The sequence below is a fragment of the Algoriphagus sp. AGSA1 genome (assembly GCF_021390545.1).
Classification (GTDB): domain Bacteria; phylum Bacteroidota; class Bacteroidia; order Cytophagales; family Cyclobacteriaceae; genus Algoriphagus.
In genome coordinates this window covers 1-22691 of record NZ_JAJUWR010000031.1, presented here as the reverse complement: position 1 = coordinate 22691, position 22691 = coordinate 1, and the positions used below count along the sequence as shown (strand labels likewise).

24 protein-coding genes and 2 CRISPR repeat arrays are annotated in these 22691 nt (G+C 38.6%); of the genes, 5 read left to right on the top strand and 19 right to left on the bottom strand.

Going from position 1 to position 22691, the window contains the following annotated elements; all coding sequences use genetic code 11:
• The first annotated feature begins 76 nt into the window (after positions 1-76).
• From LZF95_RS20940 to LZF95_RS20920, 5 genes are all read left to right on the top strand, one after another.
• Complete coding sequence (locus LZF95_RS20940) at positions 77-526, top strand: thermonuclease family protein (RefSeq protein WP_233757131.1); 450 nt, start codon at positions 77-79, stop codon at positions 524-526.
• A gap of 24 nt (positions 527-550) precedes the next feature.
• Positions 551-1465, top strand: coding sequence for a hypothetical protein (locus tag LZF95_RS20935; protein ID WP_233757129.1), 915 nt, complete (start codon positions 551-553; stop codon positions 1463-1465).
• 85 nt (positions 1466-1550) lie between these two features.
• A complete protein-coding gene (locus LZF95_RS20930; RefSeq protein WP_233757127.1) occupies positions 1551-1853 on the top strand; it encodes a hypothetical protein in 303 nt (100 codons plus the stop codon).
• Positions 1854-1880: 27 nt separating this feature from the next.
• A complete protein-coding gene (locus LZF95_RS20925) occupies positions 1881-2165 on the top strand; it encodes a thermonuclease family protein (protein ID WP_233757125.1) in 285 nt (94 codons plus the stop codon).
• Between the two features lie 143 nt (positions 2166-2308).
• A complete protein-coding gene (locus LZF95_RS20920) occupies positions 2309-3364 on the top strand; it encodes a restriction endonuclease (protein WP_233757124.1) in 1056 nt (351 codons plus the stop codon).
• Between the two features lie 270 nt (positions 3365-3634).
• Here LZF95_RS20920 and LZF95_RS27805 read toward each other — a convergent pair whose 3' ends face one another.
• The 19 genes from LZF95_RS27805 to LZF95_RS20830 form a co-directional block, all read right to left on the bottom strand.
• Positions 3635-3787, bottom strand: a complete 153-nt coding sequence (locus tag LZF95_RS27805) for a group II intron maturase-specific domain-containing protein (protein ID WP_368670794.1) — start codon at positions 3785-3787, stop codon at positions 3635-3637.
• A gap of 209 nt (positions 3788-3996) precedes the next feature.
• Entirely contained in the window at positions 3997-4773 is a 777-nt protein-coding gene (locus LZF95_RS20915) for a hypothetical protein (RefSeq protein ID WP_233757122.1), read from the bottom strand.
• The gene (locus tag LZF95_RS20910) at positions 4773-5207 is read right to left on the bottom strand and encodes a hypothetical protein (RefSeq protein ID WP_233757120.1); all 435 of its coding nucleotides are present in this window, start codon (positions 5205-5207) and stop codon (positions 4773-4775) included. The genes LZF95_RS20915 and LZF95_RS20910 overlap by 1 nt, the downstream gene beginning before the upstream one ends.
• Before the next feature lie 966 nt (positions 5208-6173).
• On the bottom strand, positions 6174-6443 hold the full coding sequence (locus tag LZF95_RS20905; RefSeq protein ID WP_233757118.1) for a hypothetical protein: 270 nt from the start codon (positions 6441-6443) through the stop codon (positions 6174-6176).
• Positions 6444-6760: 317 nt separating this feature from the next.
• Complete coding sequence (locus LZF95_RS20900; RefSeq protein WP_233757116.1) at positions 6761-8014, bottom strand: AAA family ATPase; 1254 nt, start codon at positions 8012-8014, stop codon at positions 6761-6763.
• Between the two features lie 16 nt (positions 8015-8030).
• Positions 8031-8885 (bottom strand): hypothetical protein, encoded by an 855-nt coding sequence (locus LZF95_RS20895; RefSeq protein ID WP_233757115.1) that lies wholly within the window; start codon positions 8883-8885, stop codon positions 8031-8033.
• Positions 8886-9252: 367 nt separating this feature from the next.
• Positions 9253-9489, bottom strand: a complete 237-nt coding sequence (locus LZF95_RS20890; RefSeq protein ID WP_233757113.1) for a hypothetical protein — start codon at positions 9487-9489, stop codon at positions 9253-9255.
• 1016 nt (positions 9490-10505) lie between these two features.
• Complete coding sequence (locus tag LZF95_RS20885) at positions 10506-11783, bottom strand: hypothetical protein (RefSeq protein WP_233757111.1); 1278 nt, start codon at positions 11781-11783, stop codon at positions 10506-10508.
• A 476-nt stretch (positions 11784-12259) separates the two neighbouring features.
• Positions 12260-13276, bottom strand: a complete 1017-nt coding sequence (locus LZF95_RS20880; RefSeq protein WP_233757109.1) for a toll/interleukin-1 receptor domain-containing protein — start codon at positions 13274-13276, stop codon at positions 12260-12262.
• Positions 13277-13944: 668 nt separating this feature from the next.
• A complete protein-coding gene (locus tag LZF95_RS20875) occupies positions 13945-14697 on the bottom strand; it encodes a hypothetical protein (protein ID WP_233757108.1) in 753 nt (250 codons plus the stop codon).
• The gene (locus LZF95_RS20870; RefSeq protein WP_233757107.1) at positions 14697-15683 is read right to left on the bottom strand and encodes a DNA cytosine methyltransferase; all 987 of its coding nucleotides are present in this window, start codon (positions 15681-15683) and stop codon (positions 14697-14699) included. Before LZF95_RS20870 ends, LZF95_RS20875 begins: the two co-directional genes overlap by 1 nt.
• Before the next feature lie 760 nt (positions 15684-16443).
• Complete coding sequence (locus LZF95_RS20865) at positions 16444-16941, bottom strand: DinB family protein (protein ID WP_233757106.1); 498 nt, start codon at positions 16939-16941, stop codon at positions 16444-16446.
• Positions 16931-17362: a DoxX family protein gene (locus LZF95_RS20860; protein ID WP_233757105.1), complete on the bottom strand. Its 432-nt coding sequence runs from the start codon at positions 17360-17362 to the stop codon at positions 16931-16933. The genes LZF95_RS20865 and LZF95_RS20860 overlap by 11 nt, the downstream gene beginning before the upstream one ends.
• Positions 17363-17447: 85 nt before the next feature.
• On the bottom strand, positions 17448-18101 hold the full coding sequence (locus LZF95_RS20855; RefSeq protein WP_233757104.1) for a Crp/Fnr family transcriptional regulator: 654 nt from the start codon (positions 18099-18101) through the stop codon (positions 17448-17450).
• Positions 18102-18120: 19 nt separating this feature from the next.
• Complete coding sequence (locus tag LZF95_RS20850; RefSeq protein ID WP_233757103.1) at positions 18121-19209, bottom strand: RimK family alpha-L-glutamate ligase; 1089 nt, start codon at positions 19207-19209, stop codon at positions 18121-18123.
• A 1-nt stretch (position 19210) separates the two neighbouring features.
• Positions 19211-19648, bottom strand: coding sequence for a YHS domain-containing (seleno)protein (locus LZF95_RS20845; protein WP_233757102.1), 438 nt, complete (start codon positions 19646-19648; stop codon positions 19211-19213).
• A 16-nt stretch (positions 19649-19664) separates the two neighbouring features.
• Positions 19665-20183, bottom strand: a complete 519-nt coding sequence (locus LZF95_RS20840; RefSeq protein ID WP_233757101.1) for a hypothetical protein — start codon at positions 20181-20183, stop codon at positions 19665-19667.
• Between the two features lie 981 nt (positions 20184-21164).
• Positions 21165-21592: a CRISPR direct-repeat array (repeat unit 30 nt; unit sequence ATTTCAATTCCTGTATGGTGCGATTGAGAG).
• Between the two features lie 74 nt (positions 21593-21666).
• Positions 21667-21807 carry a hypothetical protein gene (locus LZF95_RS20835; protein WP_233757099.1) on the bottom strand — a complete coding sequence of 47 codons (141 nt, stop codon included), beginning with the start codon at positions 21805-21807 and terminating at the stop codon, positions 21667-21669.
• A gap of 129 nt (positions 21808-21936) precedes the next feature.
• The gene (locus tag LZF95_RS20830; protein WP_233757098.1) at positions 21937-22077 is read right to left on the bottom strand and encodes a hypothetical protein; all 141 of its coding nucleotides are present in this window, start codon (positions 22075-22077) and stop codon (positions 21937-21939) included.
• Positions 22078-22303: 226 nt separating this feature from the next.
• Positions 22304-22595: a CRISPR direct-repeat array (repeat unit 30 nt; unit sequence ATTTCAATTCCTGTATGGTGCGATTGAGAG).
• Between the last annotated feature and the right edge of the window lie 96 nt (positions 22596-22691).

Genomic DNA, 22691 nt, shown 5'->3' with positions numbered 1-22691 from the left:
GTAACAAAAATGGTAGTTTGACCAATAATGATTCGAATTTTCTTCTTAAATTGATAGTGTAACCTGTTTTACTGCCATGAGGAAATTTCTTTTAGTTCTAATCTTCTTATTTTCCACATTCACACTACTCTTTGCCCAAGAACGATATGGTCCATACAAGATTCACAAGTTCGTGGATGGAGACACTTTTTGGGTGAAGATTGGTGCCGGGAAAAACGAGAAAATCCGATTGATCGGTGTGGATACACCAGAAGTGAAATGGGAAGGACTGACAGACGAGCAGCCGGGAGGAAAGGAAGCCTCTGAATATGTGAAGAACCTGCTGAAGGGGAAGAAAGTACTGCTGGAATATGATGTGCAAAAATATGACAGGTATGGAAGGACTCTGGCTTATGTGTATCTGGAGGACAGTACATTCCTAAATGCGCATCTGCTGGAAATGGGACTGGCGAGACTGGCGACTTATCCTCCGAATGTGAGGTATGTGGAGTTTTTTAGGCAGGTGCAGGGAAATAGTATCGAATAGTAAATATTATGGAGAAATCGGTCTATGAAGATTTTTACCAATAAAATCCTGTTCCTTTTTGCGTTTGCAGTACTTTGCACAGCATGTAAGGAATCTCATGAACCTAGCAGTCCAATCGATCCACAACTTGCATTTAGAGACAGTTTAATTGCCATCTATGGTTCCCTAATTGATGTACAGGACTTGGATTACTTGGGATTATATGAGTATGGAGCCACAAAACATACTTATCTCTATGGAGGTGCTAATGGAGAGTTCTGGTTGGGTATTTTTGAATCACCAGATAAAAAAATAACTGAATATACTATAGACCTGGATCCGGATTCTCTTATCCCAGAAGCAATCTATAATCCCATTCTACATTCCCATATGGTTTGGGACTTTGAATTCTTCGAAATTTACGGTTTTTCCAATACAGTCCTAAATGAGGATGCTATCAGCTCTAAAAGCCTTTTAAGGATTAGCCATGATAATTGGGAGCTTAAATCCACAACTGAATATATCCCTAGAAATGCGTTTCCCTTTCTCGATTATGTAAGACCCTGGAAAGGTGGTTTTTTATTAGAGTATAACGGAGAGATTAATGACTATGGCGTATCCTATACTCAATTTATAAGCAGCGATTTTTCAGAAAGCATTCGTTGGGAATGCAGAGCGCCCTACTCTCCTCCGCTGGGAGTATTGTATTTTGAAGTAGATTTCTTTTTAGCCGTATGGGAGAATTCAGTGGAAGGCTTTGATTACTTAATCTGCCAATCCTGGACCAAAAATATATTAGACTTTTATGGTGTAACCACCTGTCCTGGATGTAGTAGTTCTATTAAGCTGCTTAACCAGATTGAGGATACTATTACAGTCGAGGTAAAGTTAAATGAAGAGGTAAGGCTTGTAGCCCTAAAATTTAGAACAGGTGAAGTGCTTTCAAATGAGAAAAAATAAATAATTGGTACTTAACTAATAGATAAAATGAAAATTAAAATATTGGCCTTCGCCTTAATGCTGACATGCTTTAGTTGCGGAGGAGATGAAGAAGATGCTCTCCCATCAATTTCTTGCTACCATAATGGAAATGCTTTACATGTGGGACCGAAGGGCGGATGTTATTATATTAACAGCAATGGGAATAAAACCTATGTGGATAGAAGTGAGTGCAGATGTTGATGTAGAGTTCAAACGCAAGTTTAAACAGCTTACCAAGAAAACCAAATCATACAGCTTCAATGAATGGTTGAAAAAGCTGGCAGAAATCTGGCGGGGAGGGGTAAACAATTACCGCCTTGCTTCCCCAAATGATTCACAGAAAAAAGTATTCAAACTTTCTTCTTAAATTGATAGTACAACCTGCTTTACTGTCATGAGGAAATTTCTTTTAACTCTAATCTTCTTATTCACCACATTCGCACTACTCTTTGCCCAAGAACGACATGGCCCATACAAGATTCATAAATTTGTAGATGGCGATACTTTCTGGGTGAAGATGGGTGCCGGGAAAAACGAGAAAATCCGTTTGATCGGAATGGATACACCAGAAGTCAAATGGGAAGGACTGACGGATGAGCAACGGGGAGGCAAGGAAGATTCCCGATACATGAAAAAGCTAGAAGCAAAGTGGAGTAGACTGGAATCAATAGAAGAATAATTGGTCAGAAAAGCCTTAGTGCTATCAGATCGTAATTCGATGATCTATAAAAGAGACAAAACCTCAGACTATCCAGCCAAAATGGTCAGCTAGTCACAACAAATATGTAACAATAAAAAAGTTATGCGCAAAATTAGAAAGACATGAAGTACACTAAAGAAGATATAAATTTTGACAAAATAAGTCCTAGAAGTTTTGAGAATCTCTGCTATGACTTACTAGTAAAATATAATTTCCATAATCTGATATGGAGAGAAGGTGGGGCTGACAGTGGGCGAGATATTGAAGCTAGTTTTACATTTAACAACACGATTAGAAATAAGGAAACAAAGTGGTTCATAGAATGTAAACACTACACTTCAGGTGGTGTTCCTCCTGAACGCCTTAACTCAAAAATAGTTTGGGCAGACGCAGAATTACCCAATTCACTTGTACTATTTTTAAGTTCTTATTTGAGTAATGGTGCTCGAACTTGGCTTGATAAAATAATAGCGCAAAAACAATACGATATAATCTGCATTGAAGGCGAAGAATTAAAAGAAAGACTACTAAACTACCCAGACCTAGTAGAAAGATATTTTTCTCTTAGTCGATATGACCAAATGCTAAAAGACATTAAGGATTATAGAAGTAAATTCAACATAAACCCTAGTTATGAAATATTGAAAGAAATCATTGAAAATATTGACCTGAAAAAACTTGACACAGAAGATATAGGGTTTATTCTTATGAATTTCTTTGGTCAATATCAATATTTTGAAACAAGGAATGATTACTATGGAGACTTTGACGATAAGATTATTAATCGAGTATTAGAGCATTTAAAGGATATGGTAACAAATGTAGAACTGACTTCATTCCAAGAATTCAAAGAAAATTATGATGAATTAGGCGGTGCTGGAATTTTTGATGAGATGTATTGGCTTGATGATGAAGTAAACATTCACGAAATGAAAAAATTAAATTTTCAACATTATGAATTGCATTTAAATCATAAACTAAGTCAAGAAAATTGGAAAATTGGACAATACCTATTTATCATTTTCGAAGATGTTTTATTTGAATTATTTATAGACGAAAAGACTGAAATAAGAATAATTAGAGACTTTGAACCAAGTAAAATTAATTTGTTGAGCCTAAAATTAAGACCTGACATTACAGATGACTACAAAAAGTATCTTAAAAAATTCAGCGCATAATCGAGGTAAAGGGAATTCCACCCCTAAACCTCTCACAGAACCGTACGTGAATCTCTCGATTCATACGACTCTTATTAGGCAGTCGGATAGTCCATTTTGTTAGACTAATTTGTACCCCAGTTCCCAGTGATAAAACAGGTTTGGATAAGAAACCGTCACTTGCCTAAGCCACTTAATTGCTTTGACCTTGCTTCCTTTGAAGCTTTTGTACTTGTTCAGGATCCATCTGATCATTCGGTTGTGCAGGTAATAAAACACAGGTCTTGAACTTCATCTACTGATTTTCCCATAATAATTTACCCATCCTCGAATCTTTGGATTCAGCATTGTATTAGCCAAATCTTGAATACCTCGTTGGATTTTGTTGTGGAAATCAAGCTTTGGAAGTTCCCCATTGATACGCACTTTAGACTTACGAATCATCTTACAATCAAATTGCAGAAAACTTCCCCCGTCTGGGTGTAGTCATAATATTCGAAGTACTGGGTTGAATTCAAAATTCAACCATACGATCATTCAAATTTGCAATTTGCTTAATGATTCCCCCCTTCTTGGTTTAGTCAGATAACTTGCTGTATTGGATGAGACTTATTAATCAATCAAAAAATTATTATAAAATTGACAAGAAAAAACTAGTCATTTGTATCAGATATATTTAATTTCTTTATGATTTTTTTAAATTCCATATTTGTTTTTAAGTTATCCAATTCACTAATTAAATCGTCAAATGAAGGCAAGTCATTTTGAACTTCTTTTGAATTAATAGAAATATAATTAATATATATATATCTTACATTAGCCCCATCAAACAGCAAACGGAAAGATACTTTAGGTGTGAGCCTATTATCACATACTACATAAGTCAAATAATCCTTATTCATGTAATTGTAGAATTTATCAGAAATTAAAAATTTTTGAGAATGAAAATAAACACTATCATTGATATCATTAACCTTATTTTTAATTAAACTAATTTCATGTTCATGACTTTTAGGCCTTGAAATAATATCTTTATCAAGAATTACTATTTGATTAATTTTCAGTTTATCATTAAATTTAGACCTAAGTAAATATTCTTGATCCTTATACCAAACAGGTAGACTAGGAAATGAATACATTTCATCTTCCTTATTAACTAAATTAAACATTGTCATCAGCATTGTTTTCATATAACTCTCCTTATTGATTGAAAAAGTATGCCTATTTGTACTAATTTTTTCAAACATAAATTTCAAAGTAGGACTAAATGAATAATGCGGTGATGTATTAAGCATTGTTAACCCTAAATCATCATTGTAATAATCATGACTGTTTCTTAATTTTGAAGAATAATAATATATTAAACAGCTAATATATATTAAACCAACGGACAGCGACGCCCCAAGGAAAATTAAAACATTATCTATCATTATTTAAAAATTAAAAGAAACCATGACACAAAACAACTAATAGTTCCAAAAATTGTATGCAACAATATTTTGTCAGTAAGTCCAAAGTATACCGTAATTAAAAATAAGCCAAGGTTCAGGAAAATAGCAATAATAAAAAGATTCTTCAACTTATCAATATCCTCCTTTGGTATATTAGTTGTAACGTCATATGTAACACAAAGTTTACCATTACTATACTCATAATTTGGAGTAATTCCCAAAATTTTATTTGCCACAAAATGATCAAAATAAAAAAATGGAAGAATTTGTCCCAAACCTAGTGCTCCAAGTGTGATACCAATAGTATTAAAATCCTTACCCAATATATACCTAAGGAACAGCTGCAAAAAAATTGCAAATAAGGGTATAACTATAATTATTATTCCTTTTTTTGAAAATAGTTTATCAACCATATTACATTAGTTCAATTTAAAATAACAATTAGCTAAAATCCTCTCCCCTCTGTGAGTTTGCAACTACACCCTAATATTCTAACCAATTTGCAATTGGCTTTTCTACCTCACCCCCCTCCCGATACGCTGCGCTTCCGGGAGCGATAGGCTCTGCTATCATTTTACTATCTGATTCAGAATTAAGTGCGTTCCGGATTTAAGCCCAGAAGGATGCTATAAAAGTTGGCGTAGTCCCCAGATCCTGTCAGTCTCGGTACTTGAGAGCCGCAAGAGATAAAGAACAGGGACAAGAAAAGGAAAAAAATGATACCAGAACATACCCTGTACAAGGTATTTTTTGGGTGAAAGCCAGAAAGTTATCCACATTTCTTGTTGAATAGCCGTAGCAGATGTAAGGATCCAGTAGCGTGAGACCTGGGCAGCGTGACGTAGGGCACTCCCACTTGAGCGGGACAGGCTGTGGACTTATGACAGTACCTCGATCATGGGTAGCTGCTGGCGCGCTACCTCACTTTTCAAAATAATCCAATTTCCCGTTAAATTGACCCTTGAACGAATCGCCTTGTTTTTTGAATCCTTTATCTATCAAATACTTTCTCATAGTATCGTTGTCAGTTGTCGCGTAGACCTTCTCCCCATTGATTAGTTGAAGAAGTTGATCGTTTAGTTTTTTATTAATCCCCTGTCCTCTGAATTTTTGTTTTGTGTAGGAGTATCCTAACTCAAGAGTCGGAATACTCTCACTTTTAATGTTTGCCTTGAGTTGAGTCCGCTTTACTACTTCGCTACTCTTTCTTTTGATTGCCGAAATTCCTACTAATTCGTTGTCCTCGTAGTAAAAGGCTAAGGTTTGGCAGTTCCTTATTCTAGTTTCCAGTCCGTTTGAAATAACCTGTCATCCCCCCAGAACAAGATTCCGAAAATTCTCTAGTTCTTCTGTTTTACAGTCTAATGGACTTTTTATTATCATTTTCGATACCATGCGTCAGTGCTATACTTGTCAGGTACATCCTCTGTCCAAGGATCTATTCCAAGTTTTTCAATCTCTTCAAACCATTGATCTCTTTTTGAAGTAGGGAGTTTTTCCCCACACCACGGACAGAAGTCAATTACAATTGAAGAACTCCCTCCGTCCCAAATTTTCAGCCCGTATTCATCAAACTTTCGAATGAAAATTATTGGTGTGTCAACGTTATCAAAGTCCTCTGAACTGAATTCTTTTAATTTGTCACACATCACTTGTCTTTTGTTTAATCTGTCCCGCACGCTTGCAACTAACGCTTGTGGTTACAGTATTTCTACTTCCTTATTGCGTTCATATCTCCATTGTCCACAGGGCATCGGGGTTCTACTATGACTAAAGTAAGGATTCCGTCAATACCGTCAAGAGGGCTTTGGATGTTTTTATTGGAGATGGATACTATAGCTGCTCTCCTGAAACTTCTAGGGCCAGCGCAGGATCTGGCTAATGGTCCTTACTAATCCTCCATCCATTTCAAAGCATTCCACCTACTGTTATTTTCTATTTGCTTCATGAACAATGGAAATAGCAGTTAAAGTTTAAATGCATTTAATAGCTTGCGACCAATACTGACTTTTGATTGAGATGTTATATCTTCATACTCTGTTGTTGAACTTTTCAAATCAGCAATATAATCAACAAATGTTCTTTTTATCTTCTTATTTAAATCTCTCATATTTGTAAATTTTGACACATCAATTTCATTCAAGAAGTACTCTAATAGATTGTCTGGTAATTGAATCTCATATTCCATATTTACTTTACTCATAATATTATTGACTCTAAACTCAACATATTTTTCCTTATCTTCATCGTACAGCAATGTAAATTGGCCTTTATAATCAAATCTAGATCTTAACTCAGGTGATATTTTTAGTGGAAAATCTTGCTTACTGATATTTGAAGTAAATATTATAATAAAGCCATTTAAGTTAATCTCCTCAGCTAAGGAACTTATAATCTTACCACTCTCTAATACATCTAGAAAATAATTAAAAAGAGAGGCATTTGATTTTTCAAATTCATCTATTAATATAACACCAATATCGGTATCTCTAACTCGAATAAAAATCTCACCATCTTCACTTCCGATGTATCCTCTTGAACTACCTATCAAAGAGCTTAAAGAAAATTCACTGCTATAATTCCCAAAGTTCACCTGCGCTATCTTTTTCTGGCCTCCAAGACATCTATATATAGTTCTCGCAACTTCGGTCTTCCCAACCCCAGATTCTCCCAGTAAAAACAAAGATAGAATCTTATGCTCTTTTATTCTGTTGAAAATCCTAAAAGTTTTAACTAACTCATAAAACTCATCTTTAAACTTTTCATGTCCATATAAACTGTCTCGCAACTTTACAAAAAAATCACCTAATTCTTCCTCTGTAAGATCAATTATCTTTCTATGTTTTATTTTTTCACTAGACGATTTCTCCAAATTAATATCATCTTCTAAGTGATCTTTAAATCCAAGGGCATCAATATCCTTAAATTCTTGGAAACAATATCTTAATTCATATTTGAAAACTTCTTTATGTTTTTTATCTGAAATGAATATTGTTGAATCATCAAAAAGCCTTAATAGTCCTTCAGCAATATATTGTATTTGGACATATGTTGCTAAAGCTGTCAAGTCAATTATCTTTGTATTATAATCAAGTACTTGAGCCAAATCGTTCTCCCTGATAAAATCAGTAATGCTCAAAATTTCGTACCCTTCAACTCCCTTACTTTCTTTTAGTTCATAAAAGTTTTCTCTTTCATAAAAAAGCAATTTATCTTTCATAATATTTGCACCATTTTTAAGATGGAATGTTCACATTTTGAACTATTGCCAAAAGATCAATATAATGATACTCTTTATCGTTGAATTTTGAGCTTCTAAATGAGTGTGTTTGAGTATCCTTACTATATTGGCTATCCTGAATTTCATCATCTGGGTGATTTACATTATTTTGAAAATTTGCAAATTCACCCAAATCTTTGTAGAACTCGAAAGAATTACGTAAGGAATCAATCTTAATTTTCCCCTTATATAAGCCAACTATGGTCACTTTTCCTATAAACAGATCATCAACACTATAAGAACTTTCAAATTCACTCTCAAATGTAACCGGTATCTTAACTAGTAATTCTTCTTCGATTCCATCAAGATCACCTTTCATTTTGTAAGCATAATCTTTAAACATAGAATTGAAGAGATTTGTAAAATCAAGGCCATTGGCTCCAGGAACAGTAAGTCCCTTGAATGAACCGCTTGTAAACATTTTCACTATTCTTAATTCAGCTTCATTTTCAAGCGATAAATTAACATTATTTATTTGAATTAATTCTCCTTCTTTGATGCTTTCCAGAGTCGAAATAATTCTACTCTTCTCTATAACCTCATTTAGTATTATTGATTTTGTGGTTTTAATTTCAAATGTCTCTAAAACTTTTTGGGAGTCAGATCCTGTGCTTTTTGCTTTGCCCTCCAATTCTGCACCAAAGAAATTAAGAAATCTTGCCCCAAGTCTACTTCTCATTTCAAAATCGTTTCCATCAGAAGACTCAGTTTGTTTTTCTTTACCAAGAGACACAATATTACTTAGCATCATCTTTATTTCATAAACTTTATCGAAATTTATATAGTAGATATTGAATATCATATTTTCCATTGTATCATAATTAACAGTTAAAGTTAACATGGGATAAATCTAGCAGAATATTATTTACAGCCTATTAACAGCCAACATCTTTGACAGAAAATGTCGGGATATTTATCAATAGCTAAACAAATCCTAGAAATAGTCGAAAATTCCCCAGATTGTTCTCTTCCCCTTTTAGCCTAATCACTAAGCTAATTTTAAGGATTCAAGTTTAATCCTTTCTTTAATTTCTTTCACCACACCGAACATCACAGCCGAGAAATCTTTTTTGAATTCGTTCCAATCGGTGTAGTCAAATTGCTCGCGTCAATGGGTGAGTTTGCAACTACACCCTAATATTCTTACCAATTTGCAATTGGCTTTCCCACCTCACCCCTTACCCTGCCCTTAAAGAGAGGGCGCTTGGCTCTGCTATCATTTTACTATCTGCTTCAGAATTAAGTGGGTTTCCGGATTTATGCCCGGAAGGATGTTCTACCTCACCCCAGCCCTCTCCTTTAGGAGAGGGAGCATGGTCCTGCTCCAGATGGGCTGAAAAGTAAGAAGTAGGTTGGTCGTTTTCAAAAACTAAAAGGCTGTACGCAAGAAAAGGAAAAAAATGATATGAAAACATACCATGTACAGGGTATATTTTGTGAAAATGCGATAAAAAATGAAAGAAATGCGCTGTTTTTCGGTTGGTCAGCAGAATTATCTGCATCCCACCGCATCCATTTTCAGACAAAAACAGAAGGTGAGGTTCATGATCTGTTGTTCGGTGATTGAATTAAATCCTCTAGGTGTAGTCAAAATGCTCGTTCTGACTTGGTGGGATTTGTAAATCCACCTAGTTAAAATTCTTTCATCTCTACTCCCCCGCTCGGTGTAGTCATATAGCTCCTGGCACTGGGTTGAATTTGTAATTCAACCCTACTATTCTTGCCAATTTGCAATTGGCTTATTTACCTCTCCCCTCTCCCGATACGCTGCGCTATCGGGAGCGATCGGCTATCATTTTACTATCAGATTCAGAATTAAGTGGGTCTCCGGATTTAAGCCCAGATGTGTGTTAAAAGTTGGCTGTTCTACCTACCTCCTCCCGTCCTTCCCGATACACTGCGTTATCGGGACAGGCTCTCCTTAAAGAGGAGGCGATCGATCCTGCTCCAGAGGTTATTCAGAGATAAGAAGTAGGTTGGTTGTTCCCGAATCGCTTTGCTCTCGGGATCTTCGATTTCAATAATTAAAAGGCATGAGCAAGAAACGAAAAAAAATGACACCATCCCAGCCCGCAGGCTGGCCCCTTCGCTAAAAATGCCCGCCGCGGCGGGCATTTTCTTTACGCTCGATCCTCCTGCCCTGCAAGCTGGCCTCTCCTTAAAAATGTCCACCGGACATTTTCTTAACAGTCGATCCTAGGGTAATTTTTGGGAAATGGGAGGAAATGTGAAGGAATTGCGGTGTTTTTCGGTGGATCAGCAGAATTATCAGTATCCCTCTGTGCACTTTTGCAGATGAAAATAGAAAGTGGGGTTCATGATCTGATTCTGAATTTTTAAATGAGGACGTTGAATTTGGCAAATACAACAAAAGGCTAGTTGTTGTTAGCACGATTTCATTATCCGCCAATTTTGTCATGTCGGGCTCGGTTTAAGTAGCTTCTATAACATCCTTCACAGCAATTCTCGGCATAGTTTTAAAACTAGATGGAGACGTCTTATCTAAACTTACCACTGCAACATTAAAGGTCACTCCATTAATTAAAACTGAATTTGAGCCATCAATTTCAAATGATTTAAGTGTAAATATAATTATATAAACAATATTTGAAATTCGAGGGAGTCCTCTTAGTCTTGAATGATATATACTGGCTTGAATAGCTGAAGATTTCAATTTTCTAATTAGATCCTTTACATTCTTAACAAACTTGTGTTCATATAGAAAGGCATTTTCAATATCAAAAGCCAATGAGTCTAATCTTCCCGATCCTAACCGAGCTTCAGTAACTGGATAGTATCCATTGAGAAATAAAAATCTTTCAAATTCATTTTGGCATTCTCTTTCATTTGCTTGATCACCTAGTTGGTACAATTCCATGAATGCTTTAAACCTCAATACAACCAGTTCAAGAGAAAGATTATTGTTCAACTCTAGTTCTATAAAATTGAGAATTTTCTTACAGTCTAGGCCTAATTCCTGATTATTAACATGCCATTCCCCTTTTTTAAGGTTCTCAATTGACATTAATGTAATGAGATCCTCGCTTATCAACTTGGGATTTAAAGCAAAGTAAATACTATAAATATTTTGAGCTGACTGTGCATACAAAAATCTATTTCTGAAATTAATATGATATTCCAATTCTTTGAGAATTCTGTAAAACCTGTTCAAATCATCAAGTAACACCTGCTCAAATTTAGAATGTAAATGACGAGACCAACGATCTACTGCTTCTGACAATACGCCATAAGTTTCATCTGATATCTTATAATTATTGTGTACCTCAAAATGCTCTCTCAATTTACCAAGAAGATCACTAAATTCACAGGTCAAGGATTGCCCATTAATTCCGTAGAATGGATTCTTCCAAGTATTAGATGCACTAGAAAATTCCTTTAACCCTATATGACCAGAAAGATTAGTCACTATATCAAGCACAATTATATTAATCTCATTTATTGCCTTCATGTACACCTCGCTATTTTGAATTGACTTTTCATATGCAAGTAACCCTAAAAATAGTTTCTGAGTTAACTCATCTTGAAAAATAGATTCGACAAAATAGGAAATTTCATAATACAGGTTAAGATTCGCATTAGGAATACTTACAGTTCTGGATTGAATTTGATGTAATGAATCTTCAACATGATTAAAGCGAATTTTTAAAGAATCAATAATATTTCTTCTATATAAACTATCTGCTCTCACAATCTATAAAATTAAAGTTTTGGAACATAAAGTTGATTATTTTTTTATGCTATTAGGAATAAATGCCAACCATCCAAGTGTAGTTAAATCGCTCCTTCTCTGGATGTAACCAGATTACCCCTGTCAGGCTGTAGTCGAATAGTCATTTTGACTGGGTGGGATTTGTAATTCCACCATTATATCCTTACCAATTTACAATTGGCTGTTCTACCTCACCCCTCCCTCTTCCCGATATCGCGATGCTCATCGGGACAGGCACTCTAGGAGAAGGTGATCGATCCTGCTATCATTTTACTATCTGATTCAGAATTAAATGTGTTTCCGAATTTAGAGACAGGGTAGATTTTTGGTGAAAGCCAGAAAGTTATCCAAATTATAAAAGAAATAGTCTGTGATAGCTGGGGTTTTGAAAGGAAGGTAGTATTGAGCGGCACATCTCGCCCTAGGCTTATAGCTAACTGCCATCTCGATTTGCTCTATTCTTCATTTATTAGACGTTGCATGCTTTTCCGCAACATCCTTGGTAATTCTCTATATAATATGTAATCCTCTTTAGAATTCGACATGAACATCTCTTCCATCATAGGATGATGAGTTGTTATTTCAACCATTTCTTCAAATTGCATCACCGCCTTTTCTTTCTCTTTTATAGAAAAATCTGATTTCAAAGTTTTGATTGTATCAGTTCCAAGTTCATACAACCAGGGCATTTTATCTCTTATTAATCCTAAAGCCATTAGCATTCCAATCATGGGATTCGGAGTCAGGTGCATTAATTCTTCAATCATTATTGGATGGATTCGTCTTCTCCTCTTTCTATCTCTGAATTCCGGGTCTATTCTACTTTCAATCCTTGATGGCAGATCCTGAAACATAACTTTGATTTCCTCGAAAAGCTTAGGTGTTTCATTTTCATTGTACTCTACAATGCTCTCATTTTCAGGACTCTCTTTCCTTTTTGTAAATATTTCTTCGATTGAAGTAATGAATTTTTGAACATGAAATTTAATAGTCTCTTCATCAGGTTCAGAATTCGGTATTCTATCAACCAATTGAAAAACCAACTTGCATAGAGAATCTTCATCTCCACTGCAATTTTGAAACTGGGCGAATGGACCGCTTGAAGCTTTAGTTAGTGGTAATCCAAGGGCAACTCCTAAAATAGGTGTGTTTAATTTCCCTTTTGCCATTCCTGCTTCGAAGAGTATCCAAGGTCGGTCGACACTATTAGGGGTCAGCAAACAAACGACATCTGTTGCACCCTGAATATTTTTGATTATTTCTGGATACCATTCAACACCATATTCAATACCTTGATTACCTTTTTTATCAGATGATCTAAATGACTTCAGTACTCCAGCACTCACTCGTTTGAGTAAGGTGCTAAAAGCTTCTGCAATCTCTGCATCTCTGGTGTCGTGACTTATAAAAACCAAGGAGCTAGATGTTTTTACAATTGGTTGTTCTTTCTTTTCTTCAGGCGTGTCACTCATAATTTTCTGGTTTTATTTTATTGCAAATAATTGTATAACACTCCCGCAATCGCCATTGCCCACAGGCCTCCGAGTTCTTCTGAGACCAAGTTAATAATAACCTTAACCTTCCTTGAAGAGGGGGGTTACGTTTGGTATACCTTATTATTTCAGTTTCAAAAGGTATTTGATGGTTTCCGGATTTAAGCCCAGAAGGTGTGCTAAAAGTTGGCTGTTGTACCTACCTCTTCCCTACCTCCTTCTTAAAGAGGAGGCGATCGATCCTGCTCCAGAGGTTATTCAGAGATAAGAAGTAGGTTGGTTGTTTTCAATAATTAAAAGGCATGAGCAAGAAACGAAAAAAAATGATATGAAAACATACCATGTACTGGGTATTTTTTGGGAAAATGGGAGGAAATTGCGGTGTTTTTCGGTGGATCAGCGGAATTATCTGCATCGCTCTGTGGCAGGCATAAACAGAGAGCGGATCATTGGACCCTGTTGAAGATCTGGAATGCGGGTGATCGGCTTGACTCGATAACTTTCTCATGGATCAAGCCCTAAGCAATCGATAACTGAAAAAATACAGGTGGTCAGTCAGGATGGATGGTAGCACTTACCTAGATGGATCAAGACTGATCGCTAAGCAGGAGACAAAGATCAAGCACGTCTAGTTTGAGCCTGTTGTTCTATTCTCTTTTCTCTACTGTTACCCACGACTTATCAAAACCGATTGCATCTAAGATTTTTGCTTTATCAAGAACTTCAGGCTGTTTCAGTTTTAAAATCAAACTGCACTTAGGCACTTCCTCTATGATTGTGAACTGAGAGCCGTGTGGCTGCCAAACGAAACGCTTATTGTCAGTACCTCGGTCAAACCCTACCAGATTCCCATTTGTATTCCATGAAAAGTCGAATAGTTCAGGATCATAGCGAATAGTGTCAAATTCAAAAACAGCAACTTGGGATAAGTCATTGGATTTGACAAGTACCACAGTTCTTAGATGCTTATACTTTTCCCTTATCGATGACACCCGTTCGTTCCAAATTTCCAGCACTTGTCCGCCAACTTCGTTTGGGTCGGCCGAAGTATCAATAATTCCGCCATAAGAGTACACTATGGAGTTTCTACCTGATATCAGACGAATCTTTTTTAACTCTCTAAAATCCTTGACTCCTGATTTCACCGTTTTCGCTCCCCATGCAGTATTGCCCAACACAACATCATCAAGACCTACATTTGAAGGTTTCCAGTCCGCTCCGATACAATGTGCGAAAATCTCTTCCCATTCAGATCCTTCTAGAACTCCTTTTCCTTTTGAAGCCAATAAATAAACAATTTCCCTTCCCAGAATATACGGGAAATCAGGACCAAATTCATTGAGCGTATATGGAGGAAGGGATTTGTTTACTGTCCTGAGTCTTGGGGATAACTTAGCCATTAACTAGGATTATATTTTAAATCATATTCTCTTAAAACGGCAGATTGATCCAGCGAATTGGCAACGTAGGGAAGAAGCTTTTGTACGACTGCTTTTATCATATTAACCGGAACTGCATTTCCGGCTTGTCTCCTGGCTTGCCCGTCACTTACCACGATTTTATACCAATCAGGGAACCCCTGCAATCTAAACATTTCACGAGGTGTCAACCTTCTTTCCCCATTCACAAGAAGGTAATTATATGAAGCCCCTGCTCTTAGCGCACATGAAAACGGATAAGAACAAATATTCCCTGATTTGTTTTCATGCCAAATTGAAGGATAGAATGAAGATTTGTGACTTTCCTCTCTTTTTTCTCGGATGTATTGGGAAGCATAATGCTTTTCATCTACTCCCTTTTCCAGAATTTCAGTCAGAGGCTTATAAGGTCGGATGGGGTCAGGATAAGTAAACATAATTGATTCCTTATGGCCTACTATTACTATTCTTTCCCTTTTCTGGGGAAGACCATAGTCTAGTGCATTAAGAACACTATACTGCACATGATAACCAAGCTCTTTCAGGGTCTTTAAAATCACCTTTAACGTATTCCCTTGGTCATGTCCTACTAGCTGCTTGACGTTTTCAAGAATGAAGGCCTTAGGCTCCTTTTCCTTGATAATTCTGGCAATATCAAAAAATAAAGTGCCTCGGGTATCACTCAACCCCTTCATCTGGCCAATTATGCTGAACGGCTGACAAGGGAATCCGGCAAATAGAATATCATGATCAGGTATGTCCTTTTCATTTACTTTGGTGATATCTCCATAAGGACGCTCTCCAAAATTCGCTTCGTAAGAATCCTGACAGAATTTGTCAATATCAGAGGAAAAGACACACGCGGCATTTAAGTCAGTTTCTTTACAAGCTTCTTCAAACGCTATCCTGAAGCCTCCTATTCCGCAAAAAAGGTCAATAAACCGGATTTTTTCTCTAGTATCGTACATTCATCAAATATAAATTTTTGTTCTATTATTAAAAAATTATCTTTCCCTTCTCGGCGTATTTACATTGCTACTGGAACTGAGCGTGATTTGCATACACCCACTCGGCGCAGTCATTTAGCTCGTGGCACTGGGTGAAGTTTGCCTGCCCCACAAGCTGGCCCAAGGCTCCCCTCCCTGCAGACTGGCTTCCCGATACGCTGCGCTACGGGACAGGCTCTAGCTAAATCTTTCAATGGAAAGATTCTTAACGCTAGGCCCTTCTCTGGAAGATTTCCTCCCGCCCTGCCCTACCCATATATCCCTACCAATTTTCAATTGGTTATATCGCTTTCTGTCCATTATGCGGCCAGCAATAACTACTTCCAGTTCACAGCATTCACTGAAATCATCGTGGGGACTGGGAATTGGATTGGATTAAACCCTTTGCCGGTTACGCCTGTCATTTTATTGCCGTTTAAAATTTGATGTGACGCAAACTTAAATCCGGTCAGTGGCAGCCCTATGTCAAGAGTGAAAAGGAACCAGTTGTATTTGTGAAAATACTCTTGCAAAGTCATGGTATGAGGTTCAACCCGAATTATGCATTAGGTTTTCCCGATTTATCGGAAAAGGCATTAATTGCAAGAAAATCAAGTTGTTTGGAGACTGAGCCCGTCGGCGGATATGGTGAACCTGCCGGTAGGCAGGGTTGAAAACAGCAATGTAATGGCGGTAATAATTTGTGCGCCGTGGCGTAGAATTGCTAATGCCTATTTCGGGTTTAATGATAGTTCACAGTTCCTCTGGAATTAAAAGTAAGGGTCGATTTTGCTACTCCGAAATATTCAGAAATCGATATTCCGGGAATAGCATGACAAGCTAACCTTATCAATGCCTGGTGATGGACACAATGCTCCAGATTATACAAAAGCTCCCGGAAATAGGTTGTATTGATTCCCTCAGTTTCCTGATTTTGATCCCGATACAATAGCAGATCCTTGTCCGGAAGAATGATTTGATGTTGGATTAGCCTGATCTTCTCCAAAGCAAAGATAGGATCCTGCTCCATCCTTAAGTCTCTTTTTCGGAGATCATAATTGATTTCGCCGGAGTCATACTGAGAAACCAAGCATTCGAAAAGTTCCAAAATATGCCGTACATGCTGACCAATTGAGGAGGTTCGAAATACTGGAGAAAATTGGGAATAATCCTGGGGAGAAAGTTGCAGCAGAAGATCATTGAGCTCCTCGAGCTGATTAGCGCATGAGTTATATAGCATACCGATGTTTGATAAAACTGATCAATTGATTTTTTAGGATAATCACCTGCCCCACACAAGCCAGAAAACAGACCAATGCAAGTCCGAATAGCTTTCCTCCATCATTATTGAATATAATTCCCAGTTGGAAGATATGCGCTCCGAGCGCTCCAACCATAATTATAGTCCCCAAAATTGCTCCAAGAAGTGTGGCTTTTGGTGTTAGAATTAAGATGGCCACAATTAATTCAATCACCCCTAGACCTATTCTCCCGAAAGGCTCGAGACCCAAAGTAGTAAATAGCATAACAGAATCCGAATGCGCACCAAACTTAAAAATCAGTGATTGAATCAGAATTATTGCCGCCAAAATCCGCAGTCCCCAACTGAGGCGTTTGGCATTTATAAATGATTTGGGCGGAAAGCCCGGTCCATGCAGCATAGTCTTAAGATTTCATGGTTCTATGCCTCAAAGATGCAGTGTCCAACTGGCTCCAATTGTCATAAAACTTACACTTTGAGCAATTTTAATCGAGCTCGCGCAGGTTTTTTATCCTAATTTCTTTCCTAGAGTAGGTGATCAAACCTTGCTGTTCCCATTCGTTGAAAAGTTTGGTGGTGGTTTGCCGGGAGCTGCAGATGATTTGGGAGATTTCCTTATGGGTGAGAAAGTTGTCGATGCTGACCTGATTGCCAGTGAACCGGCCCTCACGCTTCGCCCAATCTGTAAGAAAAGCGATAAGTCGCCCTTTCGTGTTTTTGAAAAAGAGATTGGAATAATTGTTTTTGACCCGCTTCAGCCGAAAGCCGATGAGCTTGGTGTAAGATATAGCCAAGGTTGGGTTCTCTGCCAGCAAGCGTTCAAAGTCCGCGGTGTTAAAGCTGCATAGCACCACGCTATCGGTCAAAACCTGCGCATATTCATAAATGCTTTCGTCTTTATCAAGATTGAGAGAACCAAACAATTCCCCCTTTTGGATAATATCCACGATCAATTCATTCCCTTCCTCATCGACTTGGACAATCTTCAGATTACCACGCTTGAGCAGGAAGATTCTGGAGCTTTCATTGTCTCCAAAATCTATCATTTCGCCCTTCTTGGCGCGCTTGAAATTGGTGATGATGCAAAGTTGCTTCACCTGCGAGTTGTTCAGCACCCAAAACAGCTGATGATTTCTCAAGTGCCAAAATTTAATCTCATCACTCATTGGTGTCCCTTGTGAGGCGTTTATAAGATTGGAAACTGTGTTTCAAGGTTGAAAGACCAGGCTTGGTTGGCATGGACTTCAGGTTAAATTTGGCGATTTTTGCCATCTCCCTGAAGAATGTTGCAATGATTTTTAGCGAAGCGACATAGGAGTTTCCCGGCGAATAGATGTGAATCGGCTCTGCATTGGCACCATTCACTTCCAGAATAGAAATTGCAAAGGCATCTTCGAGATCTGCCGAAGATTCCACTTTCACATCAAATCTACCATAGTAGAAGCCTGATAGCGGTCGACAGATTTGCTCAAAAGCCAGTAATGTTTTTGGGGAAATCAGCTCCGATCTATCCAAAAACAGTGCGCCTCTGCAATGGTTCCCACTATGACTGAGTTGGAAGATTTCATTTTTTGCCGGGATGATTTCTAAAAGCTCCTTCTGTATTTCATGTAAATACCGCCTCACTCTTGGGTGGTTTTCTGCGAGCATTCGTACAGAATCCACTCCGTTTCCGATGACTTGGAGCGGGATTTTTTGAGTGATGGACGGAATGCTCAGCTGACCTGTTTCAGGATTTTTTACGATAAAAATTCCATATTCTTCTTTTTTGGAAATGAACTCCTGCAATATCAAGGATTCGTTTTCGAATGCTTCGAGGTAATGCCCTACATCGGTTTGATTTGTGATTTTCCGTACCCCTCGGCCTCGCTCTCCTATATTAGGTTTGAGGATCAAAGGGAAGTGAATTCCGTTTTTCAACGCTTTTTCCAACAATCCATTTAAGTCATGGGGTGGATTACTGAGAATGCTTTTGGGTATATTTTCCTCAGCAAGGTCAAGCATCGAGTCGAATTTTGAATAGTTGAAAAGCCCTCCATTCTCAATAGCCGGGTTCAGGGCCTGAAAGTAATTGAGATTCTGAAGTCGGAATCCCCAGTAGATCCCAAGCACATACATCGGAAGGTGAATTGTCCAGGCAGGCCAAAACTCAAAAGGATTGGTCTCAGTAGTTGGGTCGAAGAAAGCCTGATCCTTGGTTTTTGCGTTGATCGGGAAGCTTGGATTAGTTACCTCTATGATGTTCATTTTACTGTTTTTTGACGGTAGTCCAGTTATGATCGGCTTTTTTGATCATCCCATTTTGGTCTTTAAGCCAGTCTTTTTGGACATTCAAGTTATAATTTAAATAAAGTTTGTTGTCCACCACAGTCCATGCATCCGGAGAAATTTTTGCTTTGTATCCACCTGCCACGCCAAAGGCACAATAGCCGCCATATTGAGGCGCATAAGTCTGGGGATTTGCGTCAAAAAGCTTTTTGTTGGCAGCACTTGAAAAGAACCAATTGGCATTCATGTAAACCGATTTGAATTCTTCTTTGCCTTTGACAGGCTTCTTTTCAGTAAAATAGGCAACAGGATCATAGCCTCCGATTGCCTTACCATCAGCGAGGTAAACTTCGGATTTTTGGGCGAAAGCTACTGTTTGGATAAAAAAGGCGAAAGCCAGGAGTAAGAACGTTTTCATAAGAATTGGATTTAATTTAAGGTGTTTTTTTAAGTTGATAGAAAAGACCCATACCGTAACCGGGGCCGTTTAGTATATTTTGAGCTTGGGGGACATGATTGACGTAGGCAGAAATCCCAAGGTTATTTGGGAAAAACCAACCTATTTCCAGGGAAGGAAGCAAGTATTCAAGGTTGTTGGAAAAGATTCCGATGTTTACATTTTCGGCATTTCCATTTTCGAGCGATTGGATGGCTATGAAGTGAAAGGCAACCAGAACTTTTTTCTCAACATAGCCCAGGTCAAACCCATACCAGATTTCGTCCGAAAAGTCTCTTGTGCGATTGTTGATAGCTCCGAAAGCTGAAAAGTAAATGGAAATTGGGAGGGAAAAACCCAGGTCAGTGCGCAACTTCTGATTGAACTCAGAGTCTCCCGTCTGAAGAATTCCGGTCTCACCTCCACCAGTTTTTCCTGACGGGATTCCGAAAATCAATGAGGCAGCGAGTACAACAGGTTTATCCTGGAACCAGCCATATTTCACGCCCAAATCCATGTCGCCAAAAGATGAAAATGAAGCACCCGGAGCGCTGTTTCCGTTTGTTCCGCAGCCAGTTCGATGACAGGATCCAAAAAAGCGTCGTCTTGATAGTCTATTCCAATGCAGGACCAAGCCAAGAAAAGGCGCAAACCGTGCGTTCCGAATTTTTTGTTAAAGTGCATAAATGGGAATTTTGCTACAAGCTCCGGGATTCCTCAGAATTCAATTGTCAGGCATATGACACCTTTCAAAAATTCTCCCCTAGGATGAAAAATGGAAAGGGAATCGTATGATCCTGTTCCAAGGATATTCCAACTCCAGAACGGTGCGATTGAGGGGTAGAAATACACGTACAATTCAAAATACTAATTCAATTACTCGTACCCGCTGCCATGCCGCACAACCCCTCGTGAATCAAGCCCCTCCTGTCTGCCGCACATCGCCTAGCTTGATTTCCTGTATGGTGCGATTGAGAGCAGAGACATACATACAATTCAAAATCCTAGTTCAATTACTCGTACCCGCTGCCATGCCGCACAACCCCTCGTGAATCAAGCCCCTCCTGTCAGCCACACATCGCCTAGCTTGATTTCCTGTATGGTGCGATTGAGGGGTAGAAATACACGTACAATTCAAAATCCTAATTTAATTACTCGTACCCGCTGCCATGCCGCACTACCCCTCGTGAATCAAGCCCCTCCTGTCAGCCGCACATCGCCAAGCTTGATTTCCTGTATGGTGCGATTGAGAGGTAGAAATACACGTACAATTCAAAATACTAATTCAATTACTTGTACCCGCTGCCATGCCGCACAACCCCTCGTGAATCAAGCCCCTCCTGTCTGCCGCACATCGCCAAGCTTGATTTCCTGTATGGTGCGATTGAGAGCAGAGACATACATACAATTCAAAATCCTAGTTCAATTACTCGTACCCGCTGCCATGCCGCACAACCCCTCGTGAATCAAGCCCCTCCTGTCAGCCGCACATCTCCAAGCTTGATTTCCTGTATGGTGCGATTGAGAGCATGGTCTATATGGATAGTCCGGGAGGGGAAGTAGAATTTCAATTCCTGTATGGTGCGATTGAGAGTGTGCAGTGGCGTACCGTCGATTACCCACTTGGCATATTTCAATTCCTGTATGGTGCGATTGAGAGTGTAGGTTTGGGCTATGGAGGAAATTGCCAAATGGCATTTCAATTCCTGTATGGTGCGATTGAGAGTTGTTTTTGATCTGAGTATTGACTTAAAGTACATTTATTTCAATTCCTGTATGGTGCGATTGAGAGTAAGCTGTACCTCTGATACTAAGTCACTTAAACTTGAATTTCAATTCCTGTATGGTGCGATTGAGAGAACAGGACAGACAGTAGGGCAATTGCTTAGATGGAAATTTCAATTCCTGTATGGTGCGATTGAGAGTAGAGACATACATACAATTCAAAATCCTAATTTAATTACTCGTACCCGCTGCCATGCCGCACAACCCCTCGTGAATCAAGCCCCTCCTGTCTGCCGCACATCGCCAAGCTTGATTTCCTGTATGGTGCGATTGAGAGGCACTTTTCCAAGTGTCCCCGCCCATGGCTCTTTGAATTTCAATTCCTGTATGGTGCGATTGAGAGCTTTGAATTTCACGGCAACAGATGGGTTGAAATCGTATTTCAATTCCTGTATGGTGCGATTGAGAGGTAGAAATACACGTACAATTCAAAATCCTAGTTCAATTACTCGTACCCGCTGCCATGCCGCACAACCCCTCGTGAATCAAGCCCCTCCTGTCTGCCGCACATCGCCAAGCTTGATTTCCTGTATGGTGCGATTGAGAGAAACCCATTTAAGCATATCGATCAAATGATCTACAATTTCAATTCCTGTATGGTGCGATTGAGAGCCTGCTGTGGTCATGACTAAGATAGATGTGAGGGCAATTTCAATTCCTGTATGGTGCGATTGAGAGCTACAAGCACAAGCCAAACAGACTGGTCTTCATCTAATTTCAATTCCTGTATGGTGCGATTGAGAGTCAGAGACATACATACAATTCAAAGTCCTAGTTCAATTACTCGTACCCGCTGCCATGCCGCACAACCCCTCGTGAATCAAGCCCCTCCTGCCTGCCGCACATCGCCAAGCTTGATTTCCTGTATGGTGCGATTGAGAGCGGAACGCTGGATCTCGCTCTGGAAGCCTTCAAGATTTCAATTCCTGTATGGTGCGATTGAGAGCAACCAAATCATCTGGGGAGCAAATTACTTTGACTTATTTCAATTCCTGTATGGTGCGATTGAGAGGATTGACCAAAGCCCGTTTTTGGCTAGGGTTTGAATATTTCAATTCCTGTATGGTGCGATTGAGAGTGAATTTGCCGGAAGGATGAATTTCTATCTAGCAGAATTTCAATTCCTGTATGGTGCGATTGAGAGTCAGAGACATACATACAATTCAAAGTCCTAGTTCAATTACTCGTACCCGCTGCCATGCCGCACAACCCCTCGTGAATCAAGCCCCTCCTGCCTGCC